This is a genomic window from Variovorax sp. PBL-H6, from assembly GCF_901827155.1.
GTDB lineage: Bacteria > Pseudomonadota > Gammaproteobacteria > Burkholderiales > Burkholderiaceae_C > Variovorax.
Genome location: NZ_LR594659.1, coordinates 3,762,422 through 3,788,317 on the forward strand (window position 1 = coordinate 3,762,422; position 25,896 = coordinate 3,788,317).

Here is a 25,896-nt window from a genome sequence, read left to right on the forward strand (position 1 = left end):
AGGCGCGTCAGGCGTCAGGCGCCAAGCTGCAGCCGCACGCCGAGCCACACCGCGCGCGGCGCACCCGGCGCCACGAACTGCTCGTTGCGCCAGGCCTCGGGCGGCAACACCGCGCCGGCGGCATCGAAGCCGTTGCGCCCGAGCTGCCCGGCGCTGGCATAGCGACGATCGAACAGGTTCGCCACCTTCGCGAAGAGCTCGACGCCAGGGCGCGGCTTCCAGCTCGCCGTGAGGTCGAGCAGCGCATAGCCGCCGAGCCGGCCGCTGCCGGAGAACGCGGCCCCATCGGGCGTGTGCAGGCCGTTCTCGTTGCCGCGCACGGTCTGGTGCGAGTAGGCGCGGTACTGGGCACCGATCGTCCACGCCGGCGTCACCCGCCAGTCGACGTTGAACTTCAGTTGGTGCGCCGGCAGGCCGGGCAGCCGGTCGCCGGGCCGCACCGCGATCTCGCCTTCGCCGGTGCAGGCCGGGCTGCTCTCCGCGCTGCTGTTCGACTCCGACACCAGGCATGCCGGCGAGTCGTATCTCGCCCGCAGGTAGCTGTACGACAAGGACCAGTCGAGGGCGCCCGTCTGCTCGCCAAGCCCGAGTTCCACTCCCTGGCGCAGGGTGCGTCCGAAGTTGCTGAAGTAGCCGCGCGAGAGCCCGCTGCTGACGAACAGCAGATCGTCCTTGTTGACGGTGCGGAACACCGAGGCGTTCCAACGCATCCCGGATTCGAGGGTGCCTCTGAGGCCGGTTTCGAAAGTCTGCGACACCACCTGCTTCAGCGGCGGGTCCGACTGCAGCGCATTCGGCAGCACGCAGGCGTTCGCAGGGTCGGAGCATCCCAGCTCGATCGGGCTCGGTGCCCGGTTGCCCTGGCTCCAGCCGCCGTAGGCCGTCAACCGCGGCGTGGCCTGCCAGGTGATGCCGGCGGCCGGATTGAACTTGCGATAGCGGCCCTCGCCATCGAGCTGTGTCGAAAGGCCGAGCTGGGACCGCCCTTCGTCACGGGTCGTCACACGGGTATCGTTGAAGCGGCCCGACAGGCTGAGCTGCAGGTCGGGCCTGAGCGCCACCAGGTCCTGGAAGTAGAGGCTGGCCGTGCGGCTCCTGCCCGCCAGCAGTGCGTCGATTTCCGCTTCTTCGAGCGGCACCACCGCACGCGTCGGATCGAGGAAACCTTCCGCCTGCGTCTGCGCGAAGCGCGTGCGCGCGCGGTCCACCGAAGCGCCGAAGGTGAAGCGATGAATGCCTGCGGTGACGCTCGACTGCAGCGCCAGGCCGTCGCCGTGCTGCCGTGTGCTGCTGCGGTTCTCCACGCCCGACTCCTCCACGTCGGGCGGACTGAAGTCGTCGTTCAGGTCGCCGTTGAGCGTCGAATAGCGCGAGCGCCGCGTGTAGGCCGTCATCGAGATCGTCTGCCGGTCGCTCAGCTGGTAGCTGGCATTGAACGTCAGCATCGACATCCGGTTCTCGGTCCGGTCCGGCCGCGTGTAGACCTGCCTGCGGTTCTGCAGGAGCATCGATTCGGGCAGCAGGCCGTTGCCCACCAGCGTGTTGTCGCCGTGCGTGAAGCTCAGGTCCCAGGACAGCTTTCCCCGGTCCTGCCCCACCTTGGCGAAGAGCTGGCGCACGCGCGAGGGCGAGTGGTCGCGCCAGCCGTCTTCGTTGAGCCCGCCGAGCGCCAGGAAGAGATGTCCGCCCTCGGCCAGCTTGCGGCCGTGCGTGAGCTCGGTGCTCACCCGGCCGAAAGAGCCGGCCTGCAGTTCGAGCTCGGTGCCCGGATGCGTGTCGCCGCGCTTCGTCTGCAGCGACAGCGCGCCGCCGAGCGTGTTGAGGCCGAACAGCGGATTGGAGCCCGGCAGCAGCGTGATGCTGGAGATCGCCGCCTTCGGGATCAGGTCCCAGTTCACCACGTCGCCGAAGGGTTCGTTGATGCGCACGCCGTCCTGGTACACCGACAGGCCCTGCGGCGTCCCGAGCAGGGGACTGGCGGTGAAGCCGCGGTAGTTCACGTCGAGCTGGTAGGGGTTGCCCTGGATCTCGTTGACGCTGACGCTCGGCAACTGGCTCGACATGAAATCGGGCAGGTTCAGGCTCTGTGCGCGGCGCAGCTGCGCGTCGGTCGCGGTCTGCACGTTCGAGGGGAAGTGGTCCTTCGGTACCTCCGTGCCCGGTACCGGCATGGTCCCCACCACTTCCACCGTCGGCAGGACGGCCCGCGATTCGGCTTGCGCCTGCCCTTGCGCCTGCCCTTGCGCCTGTGCTTGCATGGGGCCTGCTGTGGCAGCGATGGCCAGAGCGATCAGCCGGCGTGGAGTCTTCGGGTTCGGTCGGCTCATCGGGGGGATTTCCTTTCAGGTCCCGGTGCGGGCCAGGCCCAGCCGGTCCACCATGGCGCGCTCCTGCGCGAAGATCTCGCGGCAGGACTGCGCGTACGCCTCCGGCCCGAGGTAGTCGACCTCCTGGTCGTACTTCGCCAGCTCGTCCTTGAACCGCTGGTCGAACATGGCTTTCTTGAAGGCATCGTGCAGCACCTTGACCACGCCCAGCCGCAGGCCGCGCGGCCCCGCCAGGCCGAAGGGCGAGGTGGCCACGATGTCGAAGCCCAGCTCGCGCAGCACCGGCACCCCGGGCCAGCGCCTGGAGCGCTCGGCGCCGAAGGTCACCAGCAGCCGAAGCGTGCCCGCATCCACCGCCGGCCCGAAGCCGGTCGAGTTGACGCCGGCCATCACCTGCCCGCCTGCGATCGCATTCAACTGTTCGGCCGTGCCCTTGTACGGCACATGGATGTAGCGCAGCCTGCGGGCGGTGAACAGTTCCTCCAGCACCATGTGCGGCGTGGTGCCGACGCCGTTGGTGGCGATGGTGAGCTCGCCGGGGTGCGCGCGTGCGAATGCGAACAGGTCGTCGAGGGAGCGGACGGGACTTCCGGCCGCGACCAGCACGCCGAAGGTGACGCTGGATACCTGGAGGAGCGGCGTCACATCCCGGATCGGGTCCCACAGCACCTTCTGCGTGTGGGGCACACGGAACACCGTCTGCGGCATCTGGGCGATGGTGTAGCCGTCGGGCCGCGCCTGCTGCAGGACGGGCATGGCGAGCGTGCCGCCTGCGCCGCCGCGGTTCTCGGTCAGCACGGGCTGGCCCAGCGAGGCCGAGGCGAGTTCGGCGAGCAGGCGAAGCGAGATGTCGGTTGCGCCGCCGGCGGGCCAGGGGACCCAGAGGGTGATGGCGCGGGACGGGAAGGTTTCGGTGGAAGCCATTGCTCCGGGCAACGGCAGCGTACCGAGGGCCAGTGCGCCTGCTTGCTGTAGCCAGCGGCGTCGATTGGGGCGGTCGTGGAGGGTCACTGGGCGAGCTCCTCCGCGCTCTGTTTTGGCCTTGCTGCTTTGTCGAGGCCGGCTCCAGCCTCAACCAAAGCGCACCTTAAAAAAATAGCGAAACAAGGTCTCACGCCCCCCCTCCCCTTTTAGTCAACCCCCCAAACCCCCTCTGCGGGTCGTACCCCCAACAAGCCAGCCCGAAGAACACCACCAGGCACCCCAGCACCACATAAGGCGCCACCCCCGGATTCTTCCCGTACACCGCAAACCGGATCCACTCCACCGCATAGGTAAACGGATTGAAGCGCGCCAGCTGGTACACCCAGTCCGCCCCCGACTCCTGCAGCTTCCACAGCGGATAAAGCGCCGTCGACAGGAAGTACATCGGAAAGATCACGAAGTTCATCGTGCCGGCGAAGTTCTCCAGCTGCTTGATGTGCACCGACAGCAGCAGCCCCAGCGCACCCAGCATCAGCGCGCCGGCCGCGAGCGCCGCCAGCGCGTGCAGCCCGGCGAGCGACAGCAGCGGCAGCTCGGTGCCGATCAGCGCGGCCACCACCACGAACGCGAGCGCCTGCAGCACCGACAACAGCGCGGTGGCGCACAGCTTGGAGAACAGCAGCCACGGCCGCGGCAGCGGCGCGGTGAGCAGCAGGCGCATCAGGCCCATCTCGCGGTCGTAGACCATCGCGAGCGAGGACTGCATGCCGTTGAACAGCAGCACCATGCCGACCAGCCCGGGCACGATGTAGACGTCGTACGGAATGTAGGTGTCGTAGGGCTCGACGATCGCCACGCCGAAGACGTTGCGGAAGCCCGCGGCGAAGACGGCGAGCCACAGCAGCGGACGCACCAGGGCCGACACCAGGCGCCCGGTCTGCTGCGAGAACTTGTACAGCTCGCGCAGCATGATCGCGCGCATCGCCTGCAGGGCATGGCCGAGGCCGCGGCGTGCGATCGGCTCGGCACCCGCGTCCTCGGGAAGATTCTTCAGCGCGCGTTCGGACATAGCTTCTCCGGTGAATCCGCGCCCAGCGTGTCGAGCACGTCGCGCGGGTGCAGCACGCCTTCGCCCGGCGCTTGCGAGATCACGCCCTGCCCGTCGGTGAGCAGCATCGGCTGGCGCAGCTGGCCATCCCACGCGCGAAAGCTCAGGGCCGTGCCCTTGGAACCGTCGATGGCGCCTTTCGCCAGCGCTTGCGCCCAGGCCACGTTGGGGCCGGCAGGCGCAGCGATGGCCGCGGCGGTCAGCGTCTTGCCGGCCATCCACGCCGCCCAGTCGTGCGCGGTCATCGGGCGCTTCGCAGCCTTCGAGAAACGCCGCGACACCTGCGGCGCACCATAGCGCTCGAACTGCGCGTGCCAGGCCAGCGCCACCAGGCCGCCGTCGCCCACGACCGGGCGCGGCAGCACGGTGCGGTAGGGCAGCGTGCGGGCGAACTCGCCGTCGCTGTCGACCACCCACACCGCGTCGTAGTTGCTGCCCGCCGTCAGCAGCAGCGGGTTGGCCAGGTCACGCTCGCGCGGGTCGGCCGAGAGCTTGAACGGCTTGCTGCCCACGAGCTGCAGCCCGTAGCGCTTGATCGACGCCTGCGCGGTGGCGGCGCGCGGACCATCCTGCGGGCCAGCGCCCACCAGCAGGAGCACCTTGCTCCATTTGCGGGACACCAGCGTCTGGGCCAGGGCATCGCTGCGCATGCGCTCGCTCGGAATCAGATGGAACAGCCGCGCGCGGCAGTCCTGCTGGCGCAAGCGGTCCGAGGCATCGCCCAGGTTCAGCACCGGCAGCTTCACCGCATCCGCGACCGCCAGCGTCCATTCGGCTGGCAGATCGGTCACGAGCACGGCAGCGCCGTTCTTCTCGGCCGCCACCGCTGCCGCGCGCGCCGCATCGACCGACGCGGCCGTCACGCTGGCCAGCGCCACGCCGGCGCCGGCAGCTTCGAGTTCGAAGCTGGCCTCGTCCACCGCCAGCTGCAGGCCCTCCGTGGCCGGGCCGCCCGGATGCCCGAGGTAGGCGCGCTCGAGGCGCGTGCGCTCCATGCGCGGGTCGTCCGACGGCGTGATCAGCGTGGCCTTGAGCACCGCCGCGTCCACAGGTGCACCCACGGCGAGCAGCGCCGCCAAGGCAGCAAGCGAAAGCAGGACAACCGGTGTGCGCTTCCTCATTCAACGATCACGAGTCCATAGGGCACGCGTCCGACCGGAATGCTCTTGAGGGCCTTGGCGCCGGCGACGTCGACCACCGTCACATCATCGCTCAGCCCGTTGACCACGTACAACCGCGCCTCCGCCTTGTCCAGCGTGACGTTCCAGGCGCGCTTGCCGACCAGCACCAGCGAGCCCACCTTTCGGCTCCCCACGTCGACGAAGGCGACGTGGTTCGCACGCCCCAATCCGACGAAGGCACGGCGGCCGTCCCGGGTCATCTGGATGCCGACGGGCGTGATGTCCTCGGCGCGAGCACCCTTGAGCTCGAACTTCACGGTGCCGACCACCTCATGGGTCGCGGTCGAGACGATGCTGACGCTGGCCCCCAGCTCGTTGGTGACCCACAGCTCCTTGCCGTCGGGCGTGATCGCCATCCGCCGTGGCCGCTTGCCGACCCGGATGTTCTTGATGACCTTGCCGCTCGCGGTGTCGATCACGTGCACCAGGCTCGCCACCTCGGAGGTGACGTACAGGGTTTTCCCGTCGGCGCTCACCTTGACGCCTTCCGGCTCCGCGCCCACCTTGACCGAGCGCAGCTTCTTCCCGCTGGCCGCGTCGATGAAGCTGGCCTCGCCCGCATCCTCGTTCGAGACATAGATGACCTTGCCGTCCGGCGACATGTCGAAGGCCTCGGGCTCGTCGCCCAGCGGAATGCGCCGCACCGACTTGCCGCTGGCAGGGTCGATCACATCGGCCTCGTTCGAGTCGGTGCAGGCGACCATCAGCTGGCGCTCGGGCGTGAGCTGGATATGGCGCGCGCGCTTGCAGGTCGGGATCGTGCCCTTGACGGCCAGCGTGCCGAGGTCGATCACGGTCAGCGCGCTGTCCTTCTCGCTGGAGACGTAGGCAACGCCTTGCGCCAGCGCGGCCTGGCTCGCCGCGGCCAGGGCCAGTGCGCCGGCCGCCGCGCGAAGCAGCGCAGCCGGAGTCGAAAGCAGAAGTCTTTGCATGTCCATTTATGTCTCTCTCTCTCTCTCTCTCTTGTTCTTCGGTTCTCGGATTCAACGGGTACGCGCGATGAAGCCCTCCTCCAGTGTGTCGCCGCCGAGCTCGCGCGTCACCTCCGCCGGCGTGCCGTCCGCCAGCAGCGAGCCCTTGTGCAGCACGAGCACGCGGTCCGCCTGCTCGGCCTCGTCCACCCGGTGCGTCGCCCACAGCACGCACACCGCGCGCTCGCGCACGTCCGCGCGCAGGGCGGCCAGCAGATCCTGGCGCGATTGCGGGTCCAGCCCGACGGTGGCTTCGTCCATCAGCAGAACGGCCGGGCGATGCAGGCCCGCGCGCGCCAGTTCGACCTTGCGCCGGTTCCCACCCGACAGCTCGCGCACCTTTCGGTCCAGGTCGGCGTCGATGTTCAAGCGCTCGCAGGCAAAGGCGATGCGCTCCTGCGCCAGGCGCCGCGGCAGGCCATGCAGGTCGGCCTGGAACAGCAGGTTGCGCCGGATGCTCAGGTCGAGGTCGAGCGACATCTGCTGGAACACGACGCCGATGTGCCTGAGCGCAGCGGTCGCGGCATGCCGCAGCGAATGGCCCGCCACCTCGACCTCGCCTTCGTCGGCTGCGAACATGCCGGTCAGCACCTGGAACAAGGTCGACTTGCCGGCGCCGTTGGGCCCCAGCAGCGCCACGAACTGGCCTGCGGGCACGCGCAAGGACAAGGACTGCAGGGCCGTGCGCGTGCCATAGCGCTTGGTCAGGTCGATGGTTCGCAGCATGGAGGCCGAAGGTGCATGTGGGGCTGTCGGAGTGTCAGGGGTCGAGTGCATGGGGCTTCACATTCAATCCGCAAATTCTGTGCCTCGAAGCGATGCAGCGCTCACACAGGAATTCGTCCTACGCGTCTGCGCATCCAGCCGCCTGGGCATGCTGTGCCCAGGGTCATCCGTGTTTGACGCGAGACACTTTGCGCCAAATTTGGACGCCCACCCGGCGCAACGCCGCTGCAATGCGTGACGGCCGACGCGGCCGAGAAGCGCCGAATGCTCGGGTTTTCCCTTGGATCGCAAGGGTCCCCCTGCAACTTCCAAGACCGGCTGCGACAGACGAGACAGCGCGCACTTGCAGTCCCGCCGCACCCGCGAACCCGGCGCGAGTGCGGCGGCAAGGGTGGGCATGGATGTTGCGGTCCGCAGCCTTCGCCAATCCGTGTTCGATACCCACTGTGAAATGTGAGGAGACATTTATGAAGTTTTCCAGGCAGATCGTCGGCCGTCTCGCACGGCACGTCGGCGTCGCGATGCTGGCTCTCCCGGCCCTGGCGTTTGCCAATGCCGACGTCGAGAAAAACATCGCGAATTCGAAAAACTGGGCGATGCAAGCGGGTGACATGTTCAACCAGCGCTACAGCAAGCTGAACCAGATCACCAAGAGCAACGTCGGAAAGATGCAGGTCGCATGGACTTTCTCGACCGGCGTGCTGCGTGGCCACGAGGGCTCGCCCCTGGTGGTCGACGGCACGATGTACCTGCACTCGCCATTCCCGAACAAGGTGTTCGCACTCGACGTCGACACGCAGAAGATCCTGTGGAAGTACGAGCCGAAGCAGGACCAGTCGGTGATCGCGGTCATGTGCTGCGACACGGTGAACCGCGGCCTGGCCTATGCCGAGGGCAAGGTCTTCCTGCAGCAGGCCGACACCACGCTGGTGGCGCTCGACAGCAAGACCGGCAAGGTGGTGTGGACGGTGAAGAACGGCGATCCGAAGGTCGGCGCCACCAACACCAATGCGCCGCACGTCTTCAAGGACAAGGTCATCACCGGCATCAGCGGCGGCGAGTTCGGCGTGCGTGGCTTCCTGGCTGCCTACAACGTCTCGGACGGCAAGCTGGCCTGGAAGGGCTACAGCACCGGGCCGGACGAAGAAATGCTGATCGACCCCGCGAAGACCATGACCTGGACCGACGGCAAGCTCGCGCCGGTCGGCAAGGACTCCTCGCTGAAGACCTGGCAGGGCGACCAGTGGAAGATCGGCGGCGGCACCACCTGGGGCTGGTACAGCTACGACAAGGCCACCAACGCCGTGTACTACGGCAGCGGCAATCCGTCGACCTGGAACCCCGCGCAGCGACCCGGCGACAACAAGTGGTCGATGAGCATCTGGTCGCGCGACGTGGACACCGGCAAGGTCAACTGGGTCTACCAGATGACGCCTTACGACGAATGGGACTTCGACGGGGTCAACGAGATGATCCTGGCGGACATCAACGTCAAGGGCAAGCCGACGAAGGCACTGGTGCACTTTGACCGCAACGGCTTCGGCTACACGCTGGACCGCGTCACCGGCGCGCTCCTGGTGGCCGAGAAGTACGACCCGAAGGTGAACTGGGCCACGCACGTCGACATGAAGACCGGCCGGCCGGAAGTGGTGGCCAAGTACTCCACCGCCAAGAACGGCCCCGACGTCAACACCAAGGGCGTCTGCCCGGCAGCGCTGGGCAGCAAGGACCAGCAACCGGCTTCCTTCGACCCCAACACCAAGCTCTTCTACGTGCCGACGAACCATGTCTGCATGGACTACGAGCCGTTCAAGGTCGAGTACACGGCCGGCCAGCCGTATGTCGGCGCCACCCTCTCGATGTACCCGACGCCGGGAAGCCACGGCGGCATGGGCAACTACATCGCGTGGGACGCCGGCACCGGCAAGATCGTGCAAAGCAAGGCCGAGAAGTTCTCGGTGTGGAGCGGTGCGCTGAACACCGCCGGCGGGATTTCCTGCTACGGCACGCTCGAGGGCTACCTCAAGTGCGTCGATGCCAAGGACATCAACAAGGAGCTTTTCAAGTTCAAGACGCCGTCCGGCATCATCGGCAACGTGTTCACCTATGAGCACAAGGGCAAGCAGTACGTCGGCGTCTTCTCCGGCATCGGCGGCTGGGCCGGGATCGGGATGGCAGCCGGCATCGATCCGGAGAAGAGCACCGAAGGACTCGGCGCTGTCGGCGGCTACAAGGAGCTGAGCCAGTACACCGAGCTCGGCGGCTCCCTGACCGTGTTCGCACTGCCCGGAACGGGCACGGCGGCCGGCAACTGACTCGCCATCAGCGGCCCGCGCCATGCGGGCCCGGGAGGGTGCTCATGAGAGTGCCCTCCCTCTACTTTCCCAGATATCGGAGACCCAGGAGCCATGAAATTTCGTACGTCAAAGTTGCTGCCTTCGCTTGTCCTGATTGCCGGCGTGGGTTGCACCCTGGCTGCCGCCGCGATAGACCCGGCACCCTACAAGGTGAAAGAGGGCTACAAGGTGGACCCGGAAACCATGAAGGGCTTCCGCACGTGGCGCTCCGCCGCGTGTGATCGCTGCCACGGGGCCAACCAGGAAGGCCTGGTCGGCCCGTCGCTGATCAACAGCCTGAAGACCATGAAGAAGGAAGACTTCATCAAGACCGTGCGCGACGGCCGGCTCGACAAGGGCATGCAGAGCTTCGGCAACAACGCCATGGTGATGGACAACATCAACCAGCTCTACGCCTACCTCAAGGGCCGCTCCGACGGCGCCATCACACGCGCCAGAGTGGAAGAAGACAAATGACTGTTCCGCAGCCCGCTGGCCGCCGCCGGCACCTCGGTGCCCGGATGCGCGCGGGCGTGGTGGGCCTGGTGGGCGCCGCATGCTGTTGCGCGCTGATTCCCGCCCTCGCCCAGGACACGCCGGCGCGCAAGGAGTTCCGCGTGTGCCAGGACCCGAACAACATGCCCTTCTCCAACACGAAGGCGGAGGGCATCGAGAACCGCATCGCAGAGCTGTTCGGCAAGGCGCTCGGGCTTCCCGTCGTCTACTACTCGTTCCCGCAGCGGCTGGCCTTCTTTCGCAACACGCTGCGCTTCAAGCTGCCGGGACAGGACTACCCCTGCGATGTCGTGATGGGCGTGCCGGTGGGCCTCGACGAGGTCTCCGTCACCAAGCCCTACTACCGCTCGACGTATGCGCTGGTTTTCCCCAAGGGCAAGGGAATGGACCAGGTCGCCTCGGCGGAGGATTTCCTCAAGCTCGACCCGGCCAAGCTGAAGTCGCTGCGCATCGGCATCTACGACCGCTCGCCGGCCTCGCAATGGCTCAGCCGGCACGGCCTGCTCGAACAGGGCATCCCGTACAAGCTCATGAGCGCCGACCCGGACCAGTATCCGGGCGAGATCGTCGAGAAGGACCTGGCCGGCGGCAAGCTCGACGCCGTCGTCGTCTGGGGCCCGATCGCCGGCTACTTTGCGCAGCGCGCCAAGAACCCGGCGCTGGTCGTGATCCCGCTGAAGTCCGAAAAGGGCATCCGGCTCGACTACCAGATGGCCATGGGCGTGCGCTACGGCGAACGCGAATGGAAGCAGCAGATCGAGAGCCTGATCGACGCCAAGAGGCCCGAGATCCAGGCGATCCTGAAGGAGTACGGGGTTCCGCTGGTCGATGCGTCTTTCGGGGCGCCTACCAACTGAACAGGTGTTCGATGCGCTTCGCCACTGCCGCTTCGCTGTGCCTCCTGCTCGCTTCGTCGCCGGCCTCCGGGGCCGAGCGGGACAGGCCCGACTTCTCCCCCGCGGAGCGCCTGCTGTTCATGACGCCCCAGCTGCGGACGCTGCAGGCGCCCACGCAGCTGCGCTACACCTTCAGCAAGACCGGCAGCCTCGAAGAGGCCTTCACCGATCGCGTCGCCGTCGCCTTGAGCGCCAGGCCCGAAGGCGGCTGCTGCGATGCCAAGGGCGCGTTCCTGAGCGGAGCGCGCAAGCTGCAGGTGCCCGACGTGCCGGCAGCCGAGGCCAACCCCGTCATCCTCTACTTCCTCGAGCACGACGTACGCGAGATGAAGCGGCTCACGGGCGGCTCCGAGAATCACTTCCGCAAGCGCCTGCGCATGGCGATCTACCAGTCCGCCGAAGTGCGCGATGCGACGATGCGCTACCGCGGGCGCGCGGTGAGCGGCAAGGAGATCGTGTTCAGCCCCTTCCTGGACGACCCGAACCGGCCGAGGTACGAGAAGTTCTCGAACAAGAGCTACCACTTCCTGCTCTCGGCCGCGGTGCCTGGCGGCGTCTACGGCATCCGGACCCGGATCCAGGGCGAAGGCCCGATCGCCGAGCCGCTGCTGGTCGAGGAACTTCTCATCGATGGTGCCCAGGCGCCGGCACGCTAAGGTGCCTTTTCTCGAGATCCAGCGAATGCCAATGAAGAACATGCTCCGAATCCTCTGCCTGTCCGGCCTGCCGATGGCCGTGCATGCCGCCGTGCCCGCGAACGACTTTCCCACGCTGGACCGCGTGCTGTACGTGCAGGAATGCATTGCCGCCCATCCCGGAACCAGCAGCTTCGAGATGACCAGCAAGTGCTCGTGCGCGCTCGATGCGCTCGCCAGGGAAGTCAAGCATGCGCAGTACGTGCAGCTGAGCACGGCGAGCAAGGCCACCACCATCGGGGGCGAGCGGGGCGGCGTCATCCGGGACTCGGAAATGCTTCAGGCCGACGTCAAGCGCTACCGCGCGCTGCAGGCCAAGGTGAACAAGGGCTGCTTCATCGGCCCGGCCAACGGGCCTTGAGGCGCCGGGCGCCGCGATCAGGAACTCGAACTCAGGAGCCCGGAAACAAGCGTATGGACTCCCAGGAACAACTCGAAGACTGGCGCCAGCTGGCATTGCGTGTGGAAGCCGAGGTCGCGAAAGCGGTGATCGGGCAGACGCAGACGATCCGGCTCATCAACGTCGCGCTGTTCGCGCGCGGCCACGTGCTGCTCGAAGGCGATGTCGGCGTCGGCAAGACCACCGTGCTGCGCGCCTTCTCGCGCGCCATCGGCGGCGACTTCGAACGCGTGGAGGGCACGGTCGACCTGATGCCGGGCGACCTGGTCTACCACACCTATGTCGACGCGCAGGGCCGACCGCGCATCGACCCCGGCCCCCTCCTGCGCCATGGCGAACGCCTGGTCACCTTCTTCTTCAACGAGATCAACCGGGCACGGCCGCAGGTGCAGTCGCTGCTGCTGCGCGCCATGGCCGAGCGCACGGTCTCCGCCTTCGACCGCGAGTACAGCTTTCCGCACATGACGGTGTTCGCCGACCGCAACAAGGTCGAGCGCGAAGAAACCTTCGAGCTGGCCTCGGCGGCGCGCGACCGCTTCATGTTCGAGCTGAACATGCCCAAGCCCTCGGACCGCGCCGTTCGGAAGGCGCTGGTGTTCGACACCGCCTTCCACGACACGGAGGGCCTGCTCGACAGGGTGGCCTGCGCCATCCTCCCGTGGGACCGGCTCAACGCCATCGGCGCGAAGGTGCAGCGCACGGTGCGCGCCAGCGAGACCATCGAGCGCTATGTGCTCGACCTCTGGGAAGCCAGCGAGACACCGCAGAAGTTCGGCATCCGGCTCGATGGCGTCGACATGGACCGCCTGATCCTCGCGGGCGCCAGCCCGCGCGGCATGAGCGCGCTGCTGCGGGCCGCGCGCACCGTGGCATGGCTCGAGGGGCGCACGCACCTGGAGCCCGCCGACCTCGCGGCGGTGCTGCCGTCGGTGCTGGGGCACCGCATCTTCTTCACGCCGGTCTACGAGCTGCGCCGGGCCGAACTGTCGGAGGCGCTGGTGGCCGGGATCACGGACAAGGTCGCCGCGCCCTGAACCGTCCGAGCCAGCGATGGAGCGCATCGACGAATTCCACTACCAGCTGCCGCGCCGCTTCGGCGGCTGGCGCCCGGGTTCGCAGCGCGGACTGAGCCAGGGCAGCGGCCAGGAGTTCGCCGCGCACCGGCGCCTCTTCGACCATCCCGATCCGCGGCGTATCGACCTGCGCGCCAGCGTTCGCGAAGGCCGAGGCGACTGGCTGGTGCGCATTCATCGGCTGCGGGTCGCGATCCCGGTTCACCTGGTGGCGGATGTCTCGGCCTCCATGCATTTCGGCGCCGACAGGCGCAAGCTCGACGTGGTGGCCGACCTTGCGGAGGCGCTGGGCTACAGCGCATTCCGCAGCGGCGACTCGGTGGGCCTGCTGGCCTTCGACCTGCGCGAGCGCGACGACCTCTTCGTGCCCGCGCGCCACAGCCGAGGCAACGGCGGCCTGATGGCGCGCACGCTGCGCGACTGCCGTGCGCCGCTCGGCGCGGTGCCGCAAGGTGGCGCACTCGCGGGGCTGCGGCGCACGACCGAACCCCTGGTGGGCCGCGGCGGCCTGGTGTTCCTCGCCTCCGATTTCCACTGGCCGCTTGACGGCCTGGGCGAGTTGCTCGACCAGCTCGCGCCGGCCTGCGTCGTACCGGTGGTGGCCTGGGACCCGGCCGAGACAGAGCCGCCGCCCGCGCGCGCGCTGGTCGCGCTCAGCGATGCCGAAACGGGGGTGCGGCGCAGCTTGTGGATGCGCGAGTCGCTGCGCACGCGGTGGCGCGATGCCGTCGCGATGCGGCGCGCCGAGCTCGACGCCCTGTTCGGCTCGCACGGCATGCCGCCCTTTCACCTGCACGGCCGTTTCGACGCCGAAGCCCTCACACGCTACTTCATGGAGAACGCGGCATGAAGGCGCTGCGGGCGGCGATGCTCGCGGCGGCGCTCGGCGGCGCCGGGGGGCTCGCAGCGAGCGACGAACCGGCAGCGCCCGCGGGCGCCGCCGTCGCCGTCGCCGTCGCCGCGACGGTCGAGCAGCCGCGGGCCTTCGGTCATGTGCTGGGCGATGTATTGACCCAGCGCGTGCTGCTCGAGCACGCGGGCCGCCCGCTCCAGCCAGGCGCCCTTCCTGCCGCCACGCGCGTCGACCTTTGGCTGGAGCGCAGGCCGCCGCGGATCGAGACAGATGCCCAGGGACGGCGCTGGCTCGCGATCGACTACCAACTCATCAACGCGCCGCGCGCGCTCAGTGCCGTCACGCTGCCGGCGCTCAGCCTCGCGACCGCATCCGGCCCGACACTTGCACTGTCCGCCTGGCCGGTCAGCGTTGCGCCGCTGACGCCGCCGGAGGCGTTCGGCCAGGGCGATCTGCAGCCGCTGCGCCCGGACCGTGCGGTTGCCGCACTTCCGACCGGTTCCATCGAGCGGCAACTCCGGCTCTCGCTCGCCGCAGGGGTGGCCGTGCTGCTGGCATGGCTGGCCTGGTGGGCCCTGCGCAATGCGAGCGAAGCGCGGCGCCTTCCGTTCGCGCAGGCGTGGCGTGAACTCAAGCGCATCGACGACCCGGCAAGCCCGCAGGCCTGGCGTGTCGTGCACCGCGCACTGAACGCGAGCGCCGGGCACGTGATCCACGGCGCCAGCGTGCCGCGCCTGCTGGCAGAGGCACCGTACCTCCGCCCGCTGCAGGCGCGGCTCGAAGACTTCTATCGCGAATCCACCCGGCGCTTCTTCGCGGCCGATGCCGACGGGGCCGCGGCCGATCCGTCCTATCCGCTCAAGCCGCTGTGCCGGGCGTTGCGCGATGCGGAGCAGCGGCACCGGCACTGAGCAACGCATGCGCTTCGACTTCTCTCAACCCTGGATGCTGGTCCTGCTGCCCCTCGCGCTGCTGCCGCTGCTGCGCAGGCGCAGCGACACGCTGGCCTTTTCGTACCTGGCCTGGCTGCCGGCCGACCGCATCGGCCGTGCGCTCGGCTTTCTCTGGCGAGCCTTTGCCGTCGGCGCGATGGCGCTGGCCGTGCTCGGGCTGTCCGGCCCCGGGCAGTCGGGCGCGCAGGTGCAGCGCACCGGCCGCGGCGCCGAGGTGCTGATCCTGATGGACCGCAGCAGCAGCATGGATGCGACGGTCCACACCAACGGCCTGCAGACCGCGGGCCGCATGTCACAGGAGCCCAAGGCCAAGGTCGTGCGCGACCTGCTGAGCGATTTCGTCGCGAAGCGCCCGGACAACCGTTTTGCCTTCATGACCTTCAGCACGGTGCCGATCGCCGTGGTGCCTTTCACACAGAAGACGGACACCGTGCAGGCCGCGCTTGCCGCCAGCGCGATCGGCCGCGGCCTGCCCGAAACCCGCATGGGCCTCGCGCTCCTCGCGGCCATCGAGGAATTCGAGAACCGCAGCTACTCGGGCAGCCGCGTGATCCTGATCGTCTCGGACGGCGGCGCCCAGCTCGACGAGCCCACGCGCCAGCGCGTCCTCGCGGGTCTTGCGCGCGAGAAGATCGGCCTCTACTGGATCTACGTGCGCAGCGGCCCGAACTCGCCAAACCTCAACACCGACAGCGCAAGCGCCTACGGCCTGGGCGAGGAATTGGCACTGCACCAGTTCTTCAAGACCCTGAGCACGCCCTACCGGCTGTACCAGGTGGACGATTCCAACGCGATGGCGGCTGCCATGGCCGAGATCGACCGGCAGCAGAATTTTCCGCTGATCATCCACGAGCGCGTGCCGCGGCGGGACTACGGCGGCGCCTTCTACGTGGCGGCGATGCTGTGCTGCGCCGGCCTGCTCGCCTGCCGCGCGTTGCAGCTCCAGAGCTGGAGGAAGGCATGAAGCGGCGCACCGTGCACTTCGTCTTCGGCTTCCTGAGCCTGTGCTGTGCAGGCGCCGTGCTGGAGCGCGGCCTGCACTTGCATCGGACGACGGCGCTGAACGCCGAGATCGCGCACATCGCGGCCGAGCCGGTGGGCAAGGACGCCACGGCCCTGCCCCTGCGGGCTCCGCGCGAGCTGCAGCTGGCGCAGGCGCTGGCCTTGTCTAAGGCGGGCAATCACGATGCGGCACTCAAGGGCTATGCGGGGCTGATCCAGGGCGGCGAGCGCGATGCCGTTGCGCAGCAGGCGCTGTTCAATCTGGCCAACATGTACCTGCGGCAAGGGCTTGCGCAGAAGGCCGGCGCGGAGCCGCTGTTCGAATTGGGCAAGCAGCGGCTGCGCGACCTGCTGCGCGTGACGCCGCAGGACTGGGATGCGCGGTACAACCTGGAGCGGGCGCTGAGGTTGGCGCCGGAGGAGCAGGAGGCTTTTTCGGCGGAGCAGCAGCAGTCGGTGGAGCAGCGGCGGGTGCGGGTTCCGGGGTTTGTTGCGGGGGATTTGCCGTGAGCCGGGCCTTGCTCTCTGGGTGTTGCTTGCTTTTCCTCCGGGGGTGGGTTGGGGTGGGGGCGCCAGGGTGTCGATCCTTACCTTGTGCTTGGTTTGAGGCTGGAGCCGGGTCGTCGTCCCGGCAGCCGAGTCACTTTCTTTTGCTTCGCCAAAAGAAAGTAACCAAAGAAAAGGCGACCCCACTGGCCGCGACCCTCCGCTTCGCTACGGGCAACCTGCGGTGCTCGCTTTTCGCGGGGTCCGCGCAAACTCGCTGCGCTCAAACACGCGCGGCCCTGATCCGCGAAAAGCTCCGCTCCTCGGCGCGGCCAGAGGGGACTTGGAATTCAACGCGCCATGGCGCGTCCTTGTGTGGAATGCAGGTGCGCGTGAGCTCCTGGTCCTCGCTCACATTGGCTGTCGCGCACATGCACACGCATACGCATACGCACACCCACGAATACGAACTCGCACGAGCACGAGCACGAGCACGAGCACGAGCACAAGCGCGTGCTTGTGGCGACGCACATGCGCGTGCTCCCGTTCGCACGCAGACGCACGCACCTATTCCAGGCCTTGCGCAGCGAGGCCGTTGGTGGCCGAGCGAAGCGATGGCCCGACCGGTCTCCAATCCCCTCTGCGCGTGCCGAGGAGCGCAGCTTTTCGCGGAAAAAGGGCCGCGCGTGTTTGAGCCGCAGGCGAGTTTGCGCGGACCCCGCGTAAAGCGAGCACCGCAGGTTGCCCGTAGCGAAGCGGAGGGTCACGCGCAGTGGGGTCGCCTTTTCTTTGGTTACTTTCTTTTGGCGAAGCAAAAGAAAGTGACTCGGCCGCCGGGACGACATCCCGGCTCCAGCCTCAACACAAGCACACGGTACCAATCGACAGACCGGTGCCCTCACCCCAAACCCTCTCCCGGAGGGAGAGGGAGCAAAACCTGAAGCAGCCTGATGAACACCCCATGGCATCGCATGCAGAGCAGCGGAAACTGGCTCCTCCTGGCCGCCCTCCTCCTGCTCGCCCTCGCCGCCTGGCCCCCCCGCATCCAGCTCCAGCGCCCCGTCTTCGAGTGGCAGGTCAGCTTCGACATCACGCAAAGCATGAACGTGGAAGACGTCGAACTCGACCAGTCCCCGGTCAGCCGCCTGACCCTGGCCCGCGCCGCCATGCGCGACGTGCTGGCCGCATTGCCCTGCGGATCCAAGGTCGGCTGGAGCGTGTTCGCGGACTACCGCTCGCTCGTGATCCTCGCGCCGATCGAGGTCTGCAGCCACTACGAGGAGCTGCTCGCCTCGCTCGAGCGCATCGATGCCCGCATGCGCTGGGCCAATGCCAGCAACATCGGCAAGGGCGTGACCTGGGCCGTGCGCGGCGCCAGGAGCATCGGGCCTCACACCAGCTTCGTCTTCATCAGCGACGGGCAGGAGGCGCCGCTGCTGCGCGCCAACGACACACCGCCGATGGGCGACATCACGCCGGGCGAGGTAAAAGGCTGGCTGATCGGCGTCGGCGGCGATGTGCCGATGCCGATTCCCAAGACGAACAGCGCCGGCCAGCCGGCCGGCTACTGGACCCCGGAGGACGTGGTGCAAGGCTCCGCCATCGGCGGCACCGCGAACCGCGAACACCTGTCGGAGTTGCGCGAAGACCATCTCCGATCGCTCGCCAAGCTCGTCGGGGTGAACTACCTGCGCCTGAACACGCCGGATTCACTGAAGACAGCCATGCTGGACCGCCGCTTCGCCCAGAGCCAGCTCGCAGACACGGATCTGCGCTGGATCCCGGCACTGCTCGCCCTGCTGCTCCTCGCCTGGCGATTCGCACCCGAGCTCGGATGGCGGCGTGGAAGGAAAGCGGCCGAGCGCGTGCCGCGCGGCCTCACCCAGCCGGTGTGACGGGTGCCGCAAGGCGGCGCGAATTGGCGGGATCGCGAAACACCAGGGGATGCTCGACCGGGCCACCGGCATCGCGCGCGGCAGCGCGCTGCACCGCCTCCACCACGCGTTGATGATCGGGACTCTTCACGCACACCGGGTCGGCGGCGGCCGGGTCGTTGGCCAGCAGGTAGGCCTGGCAGCGGCAGCCGCCCAGGTCCTGCTCGCGCATGTCGCAGCTCGCGCACGGCTCCTTCATCCAGCCGGTGCCTCGGTAGCGATTGAAGCCTTCGGACTCGAACCAGATCTCGCGCAGGCCGTGCGCCTTCACGTTCGGAAACGCCAGCCCCGGCAGCATCTTCGCGGTGTGGCATGGCAGCGCCGTGCCGTCCGGCGCCACGGTGAGGAACATGCTGCCCCAGCCATTGACGCATTTCTTGGCGCGACCCTCGTGGTAGTCGGGCGCGACGTAGAAGATGCGCATGCGCTCGCCCAGCCGGACGCGCCAGCCGTCGGTCACCTGCTCGGCGCGGCGCAGCTGCTCGTGCGTGGGCAGCAACTGGTCGCGGTTCACGAACGCCCAGGAGTAGTACTGCGTGTTCGCGAGCTCGAGGTACTCCGCGCCCATCTCGTGCGCCATCTCGATGATGCGGTCGATGTGGTCGATGTTCATGCGGTGGATGACCACGTTCATGACCATCGGCCAGCCCTGGTCCTTGATGATCTTCGCCACCCGGTTCTTCAGTTCGAAGGTCTTGGTGTGCGAAAGGAAGTCGTTCATCTCGCGCGTGGAATCCTGGAACGACAGCTGCACGTGGTCGAGTCCGGCCGCCTTCAGCGCGGCGGCGCGATCCGCATTCAAGCCGACGCCGGAGGTCAGCAGGTTGGTGTAGTAGCCCAGCCGGCTGGCCTCGGCGACGATGATCTCCAGGTCGTCGCGCAGGAGCGGCTCGCCGCCCGACAGGCCGCACTGCACCGCACCGAGCTCGCGGCCTTCGCGCAGCACGCGCAACCAGTCCTCGGTGTCGAGCTCGGTGTCCTGCTGCGCAAAGTCGACCGGGTTGAAGCAGAACACGCAATGCAGCGGGCAGCGGTAGGTCAGCTCGGCCAGCAGCCAGAGCGGAGGGCCGGGGCGCGGCGCGGTCGTCATGTCGTCACGCGTCCCAGCGCAGCCAGTTCTGCTGCGCCGCCACTTCGACGAAGCCGCGCACGTCGGCTTCGAGCCCGGTGGCTCCGAAGGCCTGCTCCAGGTCCGCCACGATCTCGGCGATGCTGCTTTCGCCGTTGCAGCGCTTCATGATCTCGCCCGCGCTGCCGTTGAGCTGGACCATGCCTTCGGGGTACAGCAGGACGTGGCGCTCCTGCACGGGCTCCCATTGCAGTCGGAAACCCGGGCCGATGCGCGGCTTGCTGCCGGCGCTCAGTACTTTGCTGATCTCGCTCATGTGCCGTTCACGCCGTAGCGCCTCGCCATTGCGTCGTTCATGGCCCACAGGATGTCGAGCTTGAACTGCAGCACCTCCAGCGCCCGCGCCTGCAGCGCCCGGGTGTCGAAGTGCTCGAGCGTGATCGCCAGGCCCTGCTCGACGTCGCGCCGCGCCTGGCTCACGCGGTTGCGGAAGTAGTCCAGGCCGCCCGGCTCGATCCACGCGTAGTGCCCAGGCCAGGTGGCCAGGCGCTGCTTGTGGATCTCGGGCGCGAAGAGTTCGGTGAGCGACGAGCACACCGCCTCCTGCCACGGCGCGCGGCGCGCGAAATTGACGTAGGCGTCGACCGCAAAGCGCATCGCCGGCACCACGTGGCGCAGGTCCCGCACTTCCTCGCGCGTCAAACCGACCGCCTCGGCCAGGCGCAGCCACGCCTCGATGCCGCCCGGGTCCTTCACGCCGCCGAGCTCGAAGCCATCGTGGTCGAGGATGCGCTGCACCCAGCCGCGGCGCACGTCCTGGTCGGGGCAGTTCGAGAGCACCGCCGCATCCTTGATCGGAATCGCGATCTGGTAATAGAAGCGGTTCGCCACCCAGCCGCGCACCTGCTCGGGCGTGGCCCGGCCGCTGTTGAGCATGACGTTGAAGGGATGGTGGATGTGGTAGCTGCGGCCCCGCTCGCGCAGTTGCCGCTCGAATTCCTCGCGGCTCCATGCCGGCTGGCCTTCTGCGCTGTGGGACGCCGGGTGAGCCGGGTCCTGGATCCTGTCGGCGTGCATGTGTGGGCCTGCGGTTCAGAGGTGGATCGTCATCCCGTCCTCGCAGGGCTCGATGCCCGCGCGTCGAAGCGCAGCGTGCTCGTCGGAGTCCTCATCGAGGATGGGGTTGGTGTTGTTGATGTGGATCAGCATGCGCCGCGTGCCCGCAGGCAGCCGCCCGAGCCATTCGATCATTCCGCCTTCGCCGGACTGCGGAAGGTGGCCGATCTCGCGCGCGCGCTTGGTGCCGACGCCCAGGCGGACCATCTCGTCGTCGGTCCAGAACGTGCCGTCCACCATGACGGCGTCGGCGTTTGCCATGGCATCGAACACGGGCGGCGTGATCGCCCCCAGGCCGGGCGCGTAGAACACGCTCCTGCCGCTCCTGCGATCGCGGATGGTGATGCCGATGTTGTCGCCGGCCACCGGATGCTCGCGGTGCGGCGAATAAGGCGCCGCCTTGCCGGTCAGCGCATGGGCGCGAAAGTCCAGATCCGGCACGCCGGGCACCTCGAAGGCGCTGCCGTCGATGGCGACCGGATGCCGCGCCACGCCGCAGTAGTGCGACAGCACGCGCAGCACCGGATTGCCCTGGCCCAGGTCTTCCGCGACCGGGTCGGTACACCACAGCGGCAGCGGCGTGCCGCGCTCGCGCAGCATGAAAAGGCCGGTCGCATGGTCGACCTGCCCGTCGATGAGCACCACGCCGGCGATGGCGCTGTCGCGCAGCTGGCGTGCCGGCTGCAGCACCGGGCTGCTGCGGATCTGCTCCAGGATATCGGGCGAGGCGTTGAACAGCACGCCATCGACGCCCTCGTCGGGCCGCACGAAGATCGAGGACTGCGTGCGTGGCTTGGCGCGCACGGTGCCCGCGCGCACACCCGCGCAGTTGCGGCAGTTGCAGTTCCATTGGGGAAAGCCACCGCCGGCTGCCGAGCCGAGGATCGTGATGCGCATCGGAAAAAGAAAAAAAGAAGAAGAGGTCGAAACAACCCGCCCAGGAACACCGGGGCGGGTTGTCGCGAGGCGCGCAATTCAGCGGGCGCTGACGTACATCGTGATCTCGAAGCCGAAGCGCAGATCAGTGGCCGTCGGGGTTTCCCATTTCATGTGTCTCTCCTGCAAAAACGTTGCGCGGCGCCGGTCGGCGACCGCGGGGATCACTCGATGTCCCTTCCGCATCTTGGCCTGCGCGGCCGCTGCGTTCCAGCCACGAAATCATGAATCGCACTTCATGATTTTCATGAATGGCGATGCACGGACCGGCGCTTACCATGGCCTTCGTGCTCCCCTCCGGCCTGTACCCTGAAGCCCCGCCCCTGCGTACCCATGCCATGGCGGTATCGCACGGCCACGTGCTGCATGTGGAGGAAAGCGGCGATCCGGCCGGCATCTGCGCGCTCGTGCTGCACGGCGGGCCGGGCTCGGGCAGTTCGCCGCTGCTGCGCCGCTTCTTCGACCCTGCGCGTTACCGGGTGATCAGCGTCGACCAGCGCGGCGCAGGGCGCAGCCGCCCGCGCGGCGCGACCGCGCACAACAGCACGGGCGAGCTGCTGCAGGACCTGCGCATCGTGCGCGAGCGGCTGGACGTGCAGCGCTGGCTCGTGGCCGGCGGCTCCTGGGGCGCCACGCTGGCGCTCGCCTATGCCGGCTTCGAGCCGTCGGCGGTCTCCGCACTGCTGCTGCGCTCGGTGTTCCTCCCCACGGCCGCGGAGATCGAGGCCTTCTTCCAGGACGCGGGGGGCTGCGAGCCGGCGGCCTGGGCGCGCTTCGCGGCGGTGGCGCCGCCCGATCGACGCCCAGGCATGCTGCGCTTCCTGGCCGATGGCCTGCGGCAGGCCCCCATCCCAGCCAATGCCAACCTGCAACGCCGGCTCGCCCTCGCGTGGTGGCGCTGGGAACGAACGATGGCGAGCGGCGCCGCCGTGCCATCCACCGACCCCGACCCGAGCACCGATGCACAGGACGCGCTGGTGGACCGATACCGCGTGCAAAGCCACTACCTGGTCCACCGCTGCTGGCTCGACGAGCCCCCGCTGCTGGAGCGCCTCGGCGCGCTGCCGCAGGTGCCCACGCTGCTGCTGCACTCGCGCGACGACCGCGTGTGCCGCCCGCAGGCAGCGCAGGCCGTGCACGATCGCCTTGCACATGCCAGGTTGCGCTGGGTGGACGGCGCGGGCCACGATCCGGCGCATCCGGCCATGGCGTCCGCGATGGTCGCCGCGCTCGACAGCCATGCGCTGCACGGTCATTTCGAAGACGGGCCGGCGCGATGACGCTGCGCCTGAAGATCAACCTGATCGTGAGCCTGCTGACCCTGCTGTTCGTCGCCGTCATGCTCGCCCTGCAGCTGCGTGCCATGCGCGAATCGGTGCAGGAGGAGGTGGTGGCGGCCAATCGCGTCGCTGCGCAGCTGCTGAACCGCACCGCCTGGCTCTACACGGCCCAGGGCACGCCGGCGATGCTCGCCTTTCTGCAGGGCGTCGGCCGGGTGCGCTCCAACGACATCACGCTCATCGATGAACAGGAGCAGGTGCTGTACAGCTCGCCCACCTCGGTCTACAAGGCCGGGCGCGATGCGCCGGACTGGTTTGCCGGCATCGTTTCGCCTCCTCCCAACGAGATGTCCATCGCCTTTCCTGGCGGCAAGCTGATCGTGCGCGCCAACGCGTCGCGCGCGGTGCTCGATGCCTGGGACGATGCCGTGCTGCTGATGCTCAGCGCACTCGGCCTGCTGCTGGCCGTCAATGCGCTCGTGTTCTGGCTGGTGGGACGCGCCACGCGGCCCTTCGCCGACATCGTGGACGCGCTGAACCAGCTCGAAAGCGGGCGCTTCGACGTCGCACTGCGCGCCCTGCCCGGCACCGAGGCGGCGGCCATCGGCGCCGCGTTCAATCGCATGGTGGGCATGCTGCAGCAGCACATCGAGACCGAGCGGCGTGCGGTGCGCGCGGAGAGCCGCCTGTCCGAGAGCCGCGAACTGGGCCGCTGGGTCGACCAGAAGATCGAGCAGGAACGGCGGCTGATCGCGCGCGAGCTGCACGACGAACTGGGCCAATCGGTCACTGCGATGCGCAGCATGGCCCTGTCGATCGCGCGGCGCATGGAAGCGCTCGATCCGCAAGCCGAGCAGGCGGCGCGGGTGATTGCCGAGGAATCGGCGCGCCTCTACACCGCCATGCACGGCATGATCCCGCGCCTGACCCCGCTGGTGCTCGACAAGTTCGGCCTGGTGCCCGCGCTCGAGGACCTGGTCGAGCGCACGCGAACGAGCCACGGCATCCAGGTCGAATGGCAGCTCGGCCTCGCGCTCGATCGCGTGCCGCTGGACACCGACGCCGCGCTCGTGCTGTACCGCGCCGCCCAGGAGGGCATTACCAACGCACTGCGGCACGGACAGGCACGGCGCATCGTGCTTGGGCTTCGCGGCGACGAGGACGCGGTGACGCTCACGCTGAAGGACGACGGGCGCGGCCTGCCAGCCACCGAAGCCGCCCAGGCAACCGGCGCCGGCCACTACGGCCTGCGCTGGCTCGCCGAGCGCATCGAGAATCTCGGGGGCGAACTGCGCCTGGAACCTGCGGCGCCGAACGGTGCCCAACTGACGGTACGCCTGCCCTTGTCGTTGGCTGGCACGGAGAAGCCATGACCCCAGAGACCCAAGAGACTGCGGCGATCCGAGTGATGCTGGTCGACGACCATGCGCTCGTGCGCATGGGATTTCGCATGTTGCTGGCGGACGCCCGGATCGAGGTGGTGACCGAAGCGGACACCGGCGAGCAAGCCTGCCAGGAGTACCCGCAGGTACGACCCGACGTGGTCGTGATGGACCTGTCGATGCCCGGCATGGGCGGACTCGAAGCCGTGCGCCGCCTGCTCGCCCACGATCCGAAGGCGCGCGTGCTCGCGCTGTCGGCCCACGAAGACAGCGCCCATCCGCGCCGCGTGCTGCGCGCGGGCGCACTCGGCTACCTGGCCAAGCGCAGCGCGCCCGAGGCGCTGATCGCCGCCGTGAAGGCGGTGGCGCGCGGCGAGCGCTACATCGATGCGCACACCGCGCAGGCGCTCGCCACGGCGCAGATCGAGGGCGACGCGAATCCGGCCGAGCTGCTGAGCGAGCGCGAGTTCTCGGTCTTCATCCAGCTCGCGCGCGGCATGACCGTGGCGCAGATCGCCGCCACGCTGAACCTGTCGGTCAGCACGGTCGGCTCGCACCTCTACCGGGTCAAGCAGAAGCTGGGGGCGAGCAACCAGGCGGAACTGACCTGGGTGGCGCTGCGCTGGGGACTGATCCAGGTGTAGCGCCCGTCGGCTATGAGGCACTGCCGCCCTGGACATTGCGGACTCCTTTGTTCCATAGCGGTAAGGTGTCCGTGAAAAGGAGGCAACTTCAGGTGAATCAGTTCCCGTGGCCTGATGACCTTCCCGGCAATCGTTGCGGTAGAGGGGTCGCCTCCAAATCCATCGTCCCCGCCAAGCGCTCGATGAGCGCTACTACTGCAGTCGATGCAAGCTTTTGCTCCTCTGCGTATATATCAACTGCAGCCTCCAGGGCCAGCCCATATTCACCAACGTCAATGAATCTCTGAATCTCATGTCGCTCCGCATTCGACAGCACCGGCGCTGGACAGTGCTTCCCGTAGCGTCTATTTGCTTTTCGTAGACGGCTGATGATCCAGGTACTCGGCCAGGGCAGGTTGCTTGAACAGCGACCCCGTCGTTGGGAAGTCGCCTTACGCCTACGCCGTCCCTTGCATTCGCCGGTACCTTCTTTTCAAACCGAGATTTTTCATCTCTGTCGCAACAAGAAAAACAACCTCCGACCTCGTCCACCAACCTCGTTGCCTTCACTTAGGGGTCTTCACTCAAAATAATGTCTCGCTCTCTCTCAAAGATCGGATAGGTTGCTGGATCATGATCGTAAAACGCTTCATAGAAACCAGATTCTTGCCAAGCCGCAGGAGAAATACCACGAGCGCTCTCACTAGTCCATTCGCGCCAATTGGATGGCGTCACCTCGCTAACAATCTCAAAGCATTCCGCTTGATGACTCCCTAATTGCGGCCATTCTCCTTCTGGATGATGATTAATTATCCCATAGCTACGCCTTCCACTTTTATCGGAAAAGATGGACATTACGTGATAGGTGCGACCAAGTGTTAGCCAGGACGAGAACTCTGTTTCTCGCCCGTCAGCATCCAATAATTTAATACATTTCACTTTCATGGATTTCTTGATACTCCAGACATGCTGTTGAAGATGGCTTTGTAATCCAGCCCATAAAATGCTTCGCTGGTTGTCGGGTTCTTGTAAAAATGCATTTGAAAGTCGCCAGCAGGGCTCCGGAATGTCCCCGTTGTATATTTTCCAAAACCGGCGGGAATAGCTGA

The 25,896-nt window shown here is 67.6% G+C and carries 26 protein-coding genes; 14 read left to right on the forward strand and 12 right to left on the reverse strand.

All coding sequences use genetic code 11. The features are described 5' to 3' along the window. Positions 1-14 precede the first annotated feature (14 nt). From G3W89_RS17775 to G3W89_RS17800, 6 genes are all read right to left on the reverse strand, one after another. Positions 15-2,327, reverse strand: coding sequence for a TonB-dependent receptor (locus G3W89_RS17775; RefSeq protein ID WP_162575419.1), 2,313 nt, complete (start codon positions 2,325-2,327; stop codon positions 15-17). Positions 2,328-2,342: 15 nt separating this feature from the next. Further along, complete coding sequence (locus G3W89_RS17780) at positions 2,343-3,338, reverse strand: Bug family tripartite tricarboxylate transporter substrate binding protein (RefSeq protein ID WP_162575420.1); 996 nt, start codon at positions 3,336-3,338, stop codon at positions 2,343-2,345. A gap of 100 nt (positions 3,339-3,438) precedes the next feature. Beyond that, positions 3,439-4,320, reverse strand: coding sequence for an ABC transporter permease (locus G3W89_RS17785; RefSeq protein ID WP_162575421.1), 882 nt, complete (start codon positions 4,318-4,320; stop codon positions 3,439-3,441). After that, positions 4,302-5,480: a branched-chain amino acid ABC transporter substrate-binding protein gene (locus tag G3W89_RS17790; protein WP_162575422.1), complete on the reverse strand. Its 1,179-nt coding sequence runs from the start codon at positions 5,478-5,480 to the stop codon at positions 4,302-4,304. The genes G3W89_RS17785 and G3W89_RS17790 overlap by 19 nt, the downstream gene beginning before the upstream one ends. After that, a complete protein-coding gene (locus tag G3W89_RS17795; RefSeq protein WP_162575423.1) occupies positions 5,477-6,472 on the reverse strand; it encodes a PQQ-dependent catabolism-associated beta-propeller protein in 996 nt (331 codons plus the stop codon). The genes G3W89_RS17790 and G3W89_RS17795 overlap by 4 nt, the downstream gene beginning before the upstream one ends. A gap of 51 nt (positions 6,473-6,523) precedes the next feature. Beyond that, the gene (locus tag G3W89_RS17800) at positions 6,524-7,237 is read right to left on the reverse strand and encodes an ABC transporter ATP-binding protein (RefSeq protein WP_162575424.1); all 714 of its coding nucleotides are present in this window, start codon (positions 7,235-7,237) and stop codon (positions 6,524-6,526) included. Between the two features lie 521 nt (positions 7,238-7,758). Here G3W89_RS17800 and G3W89_RS17805 point away from each other — a divergent pair. The 11 genes from G3W89_RS17805 (at position 7,759) to G3W89_RS17855 (ending at position 18,342) form a co-directional block, all read left to right on the forward strand. Then, positions 7,759-9,552, forward strand: coding sequence for a methanol/ethanol family PQQ-dependent dehydrogenase (locus G3W89_RS17805; RefSeq protein WP_443083211.1), 1,794 nt, complete (start codon positions 7,759-7,761; stop codon positions 9,550-9,552). Between the two features lie 93 nt (positions 9,553-9,645). Beyond that, on the forward strand, positions 9,646-10,050 hold the full coding sequence (locus tag G3W89_RS17810; RefSeq protein WP_162575426.1) for a c-type cytochrome: 405 nt from the start codon (positions 9,646-9,648) through the stop codon (positions 10,048-10,050). Continuing rightward, positions 10,047-10,946, forward strand: a complete 900-nt coding sequence (locus G3W89_RS17815; RefSeq protein WP_162575427.1) for a substrate-binding domain-containing protein — start codon at positions 10,047-10,049, stop codon at positions 10,944-10,946. Before G3W89_RS17810 ends, G3W89_RS17815 begins: the two co-directional genes overlap by 4 nt. An 11-nt stretch (positions 10,947-10,957) precedes the next feature. Beyond that, positions 10,958-11,641: a hypothetical protein gene (locus tag G3W89_RS17820; RefSeq protein ID WP_162575428.1), complete on the forward strand. Its 684-nt coding sequence runs from the start codon at positions 10,958-10,960 to the stop codon at positions 11,639-11,641. A 40-nt stretch (positions 11,642-11,681) separates the two neighbouring features. Beyond that, a complete protein-coding gene (locus G3W89_RS17825) occupies positions 11,682-12,041 on the forward strand; it encodes a hypothetical protein (RefSeq protein ID WP_232076602.1) in 360 nt (119 codons plus the stop codon). A 53-nt stretch (positions 12,042-12,094) separates the two neighbouring features. Continuing rightward, positions 12,095-13,114, forward strand: coding sequence for an AAA family ATPase (locus G3W89_RS17830; RefSeq protein WP_162575429.1), 1,020 nt, complete (start codon positions 12,095-12,097; stop codon positions 13,112-13,114). Between the two features lie 16 nt (positions 13,115-13,130). Further along, entirely contained in the window at positions 13,131-14,003 is an 873-nt protein-coding gene (locus G3W89_RS17835; protein ID WP_162575430.1) for a DUF58 domain-containing protein, read from the forward strand. Then, on the forward strand, positions 14,000-14,917 hold the full coding sequence (locus tag G3W89_RS17840) for a calcium incorporation protein MxaA (RefSeq protein WP_162575431.1): 918 nt from the start codon (positions 14,000-14,002) through the stop codon (positions 14,915-14,917). Before G3W89_RS17835 ends, G3W89_RS17840 begins: the two co-directional genes overlap by 4 nt. A gap of 7 nt (positions 14,918-14,924) precedes the next feature. Further along, the gene (locus tag G3W89_RS17845) at positions 14,925-15,923 is read left to right on the forward strand and encodes a vWA domain-containing protein (protein ID WP_162575432.1); all 999 of its coding nucleotides are present in this window, start codon (positions 14,925-14,927) and stop codon (positions 15,921-15,923) included. Beyond that, positions 15,920-16,471, forward strand: a complete 552-nt coding sequence (locus G3W89_RS17850; RefSeq protein ID WP_162575433.1) for an MxaK protein — start codon at positions 15,920-15,922, stop codon at positions 16,469-16,471. The genes G3W89_RS17845 and G3W89_RS17850 overlap by 4 nt, the downstream gene beginning before the upstream one ends. A gap of 926 nt (positions 16,472-17,397) precedes the next feature. After that, complete coding sequence (locus G3W89_RS17855) at positions 17,398-18,342, forward strand: MxaL protein (RefSeq protein ID WP_162575434.1); 945 nt, start codon at positions 17,398-17,400, stop codon at positions 18,340-18,342. Here the strand turns inward: G3W89_RS17855 and pqqE are convergent. The 5 genes from pqqE to pqqA all read right to left on the reverse strand — a co-directional run bounded on the left by pqqE (position 18,326) and on the right by pqqA (position 21,616). Beyond that, a complete protein-coding gene (pqqE, locus tag G3W89_RS17860; protein WP_162575435.1) occupies positions 18,326-19,471 on the reverse strand; it encodes a pyrroloquinoline quinone biosynthesis protein PqqE in 1,146 nt (381 codons plus the stop codon). The genes G3W89_RS17855 and pqqE overlap by 17 nt on opposite strands. Positions 19,472-19,475: 4 nt before the next feature. Then, positions 19,476-19,766 (reverse strand): pyrroloquinoline quinone biosynthesis peptide chaperone PqqD, encoded by a 291-nt coding sequence (gene pqqD, locus G3W89_RS17865; protein WP_162575436.1) that lies wholly within the window; start codon positions 19,764-19,766, stop codon positions 19,476-19,478. Next, a complete protein-coding gene (gene pqqC / locus G3W89_RS17870; RefSeq protein WP_162575437.1) occupies positions 19,763-20,527 on the reverse strand; it encodes a pyrroloquinoline-quinone synthase PqqC in 765 nt (254 codons plus the stop codon). Before pqqC ends, pqqD begins: the two co-directional genes overlap by 4 nt. Positions 20,528-20,542: 15 nt before the next feature. Further along, positions 20,543-21,463, reverse strand: a complete 921-nt coding sequence (gene pqqB, locus G3W89_RS17875) for a pyrroloquinoline quinone biosynthesis protein PqqB (protein ID WP_162575438.1) — start codon at positions 21,461-21,463, stop codon at positions 20,543-20,545. Between the two features lie 78 nt (positions 21,464-21,541). Beyond that, positions 21,542-21,616 carry a pyrroloquinoline quinone precursor peptide PqqA gene (gene pqqA, locus G3W89_RS17880; RefSeq protein WP_010100094.1) on the reverse strand — a complete coding sequence of 25 codons (75 nt, stop codon included), beginning with the start codon at positions 21,614-21,616 and terminating at the stop codon, positions 21,542-21,544. Between the two features lie 164 nt (positions 21,617-21,780). On the opposite strand from pqqA, the gene G3W89_RS17885 reads away from it, so the two are divergent. From G3W89_RS17885 to G3W89_RS17895, 3 genes are read left to right on the forward strand one after another with little or no spacing between them, the layout of a single operon-like run. Further along, positions 21,781-22,782 carry an alpha/beta fold hydrolase gene (locus tag G3W89_RS17885; RefSeq protein ID WP_232076604.1) on the forward strand — a complete coding sequence of 334 codons (1,002 nt, stop codon included), beginning with the start codon at positions 21,781-21,783 and terminating at the stop codon, positions 22,780-22,782. After that, positions 22,779-24,155, forward strand: a complete 1,377-nt coding sequence (locus tag G3W89_RS17890; RefSeq protein WP_162575439.1) for an ATP-binding protein — start codon at positions 22,779-22,781, stop codon at positions 24,153-24,155. The genes G3W89_RS17885 and G3W89_RS17890 overlap by 4 nt, the downstream gene beginning before the upstream one ends. Continuing rightward, positions 24,152-24,808 (forward strand): response regulator, encoded by a 657-nt coding sequence (locus tag G3W89_RS17895; protein WP_162575440.1) that lies wholly within the window; start codon positions 24,152-24,154, stop codon positions 24,806-24,808. The genes G3W89_RS17890 and G3W89_RS17895 overlap by 4 nt, the downstream gene beginning before the upstream one ends. 549 nt (positions 24,809-25,357) lie before the next feature. Here G3W89_RS17895 and G3W89_RS17900 read toward each other — a convergent pair. Beyond that, positions 25,358-25,732, reverse strand: coding sequence for a hypothetical protein (locus tag G3W89_RS17900; RefSeq protein WP_162575441.1), 375 nt, complete (start codon positions 25,730-25,732; stop codon positions 25,358-25,360). Positions 25,733-25,896 lie beyond the last annotated feature (164 nt).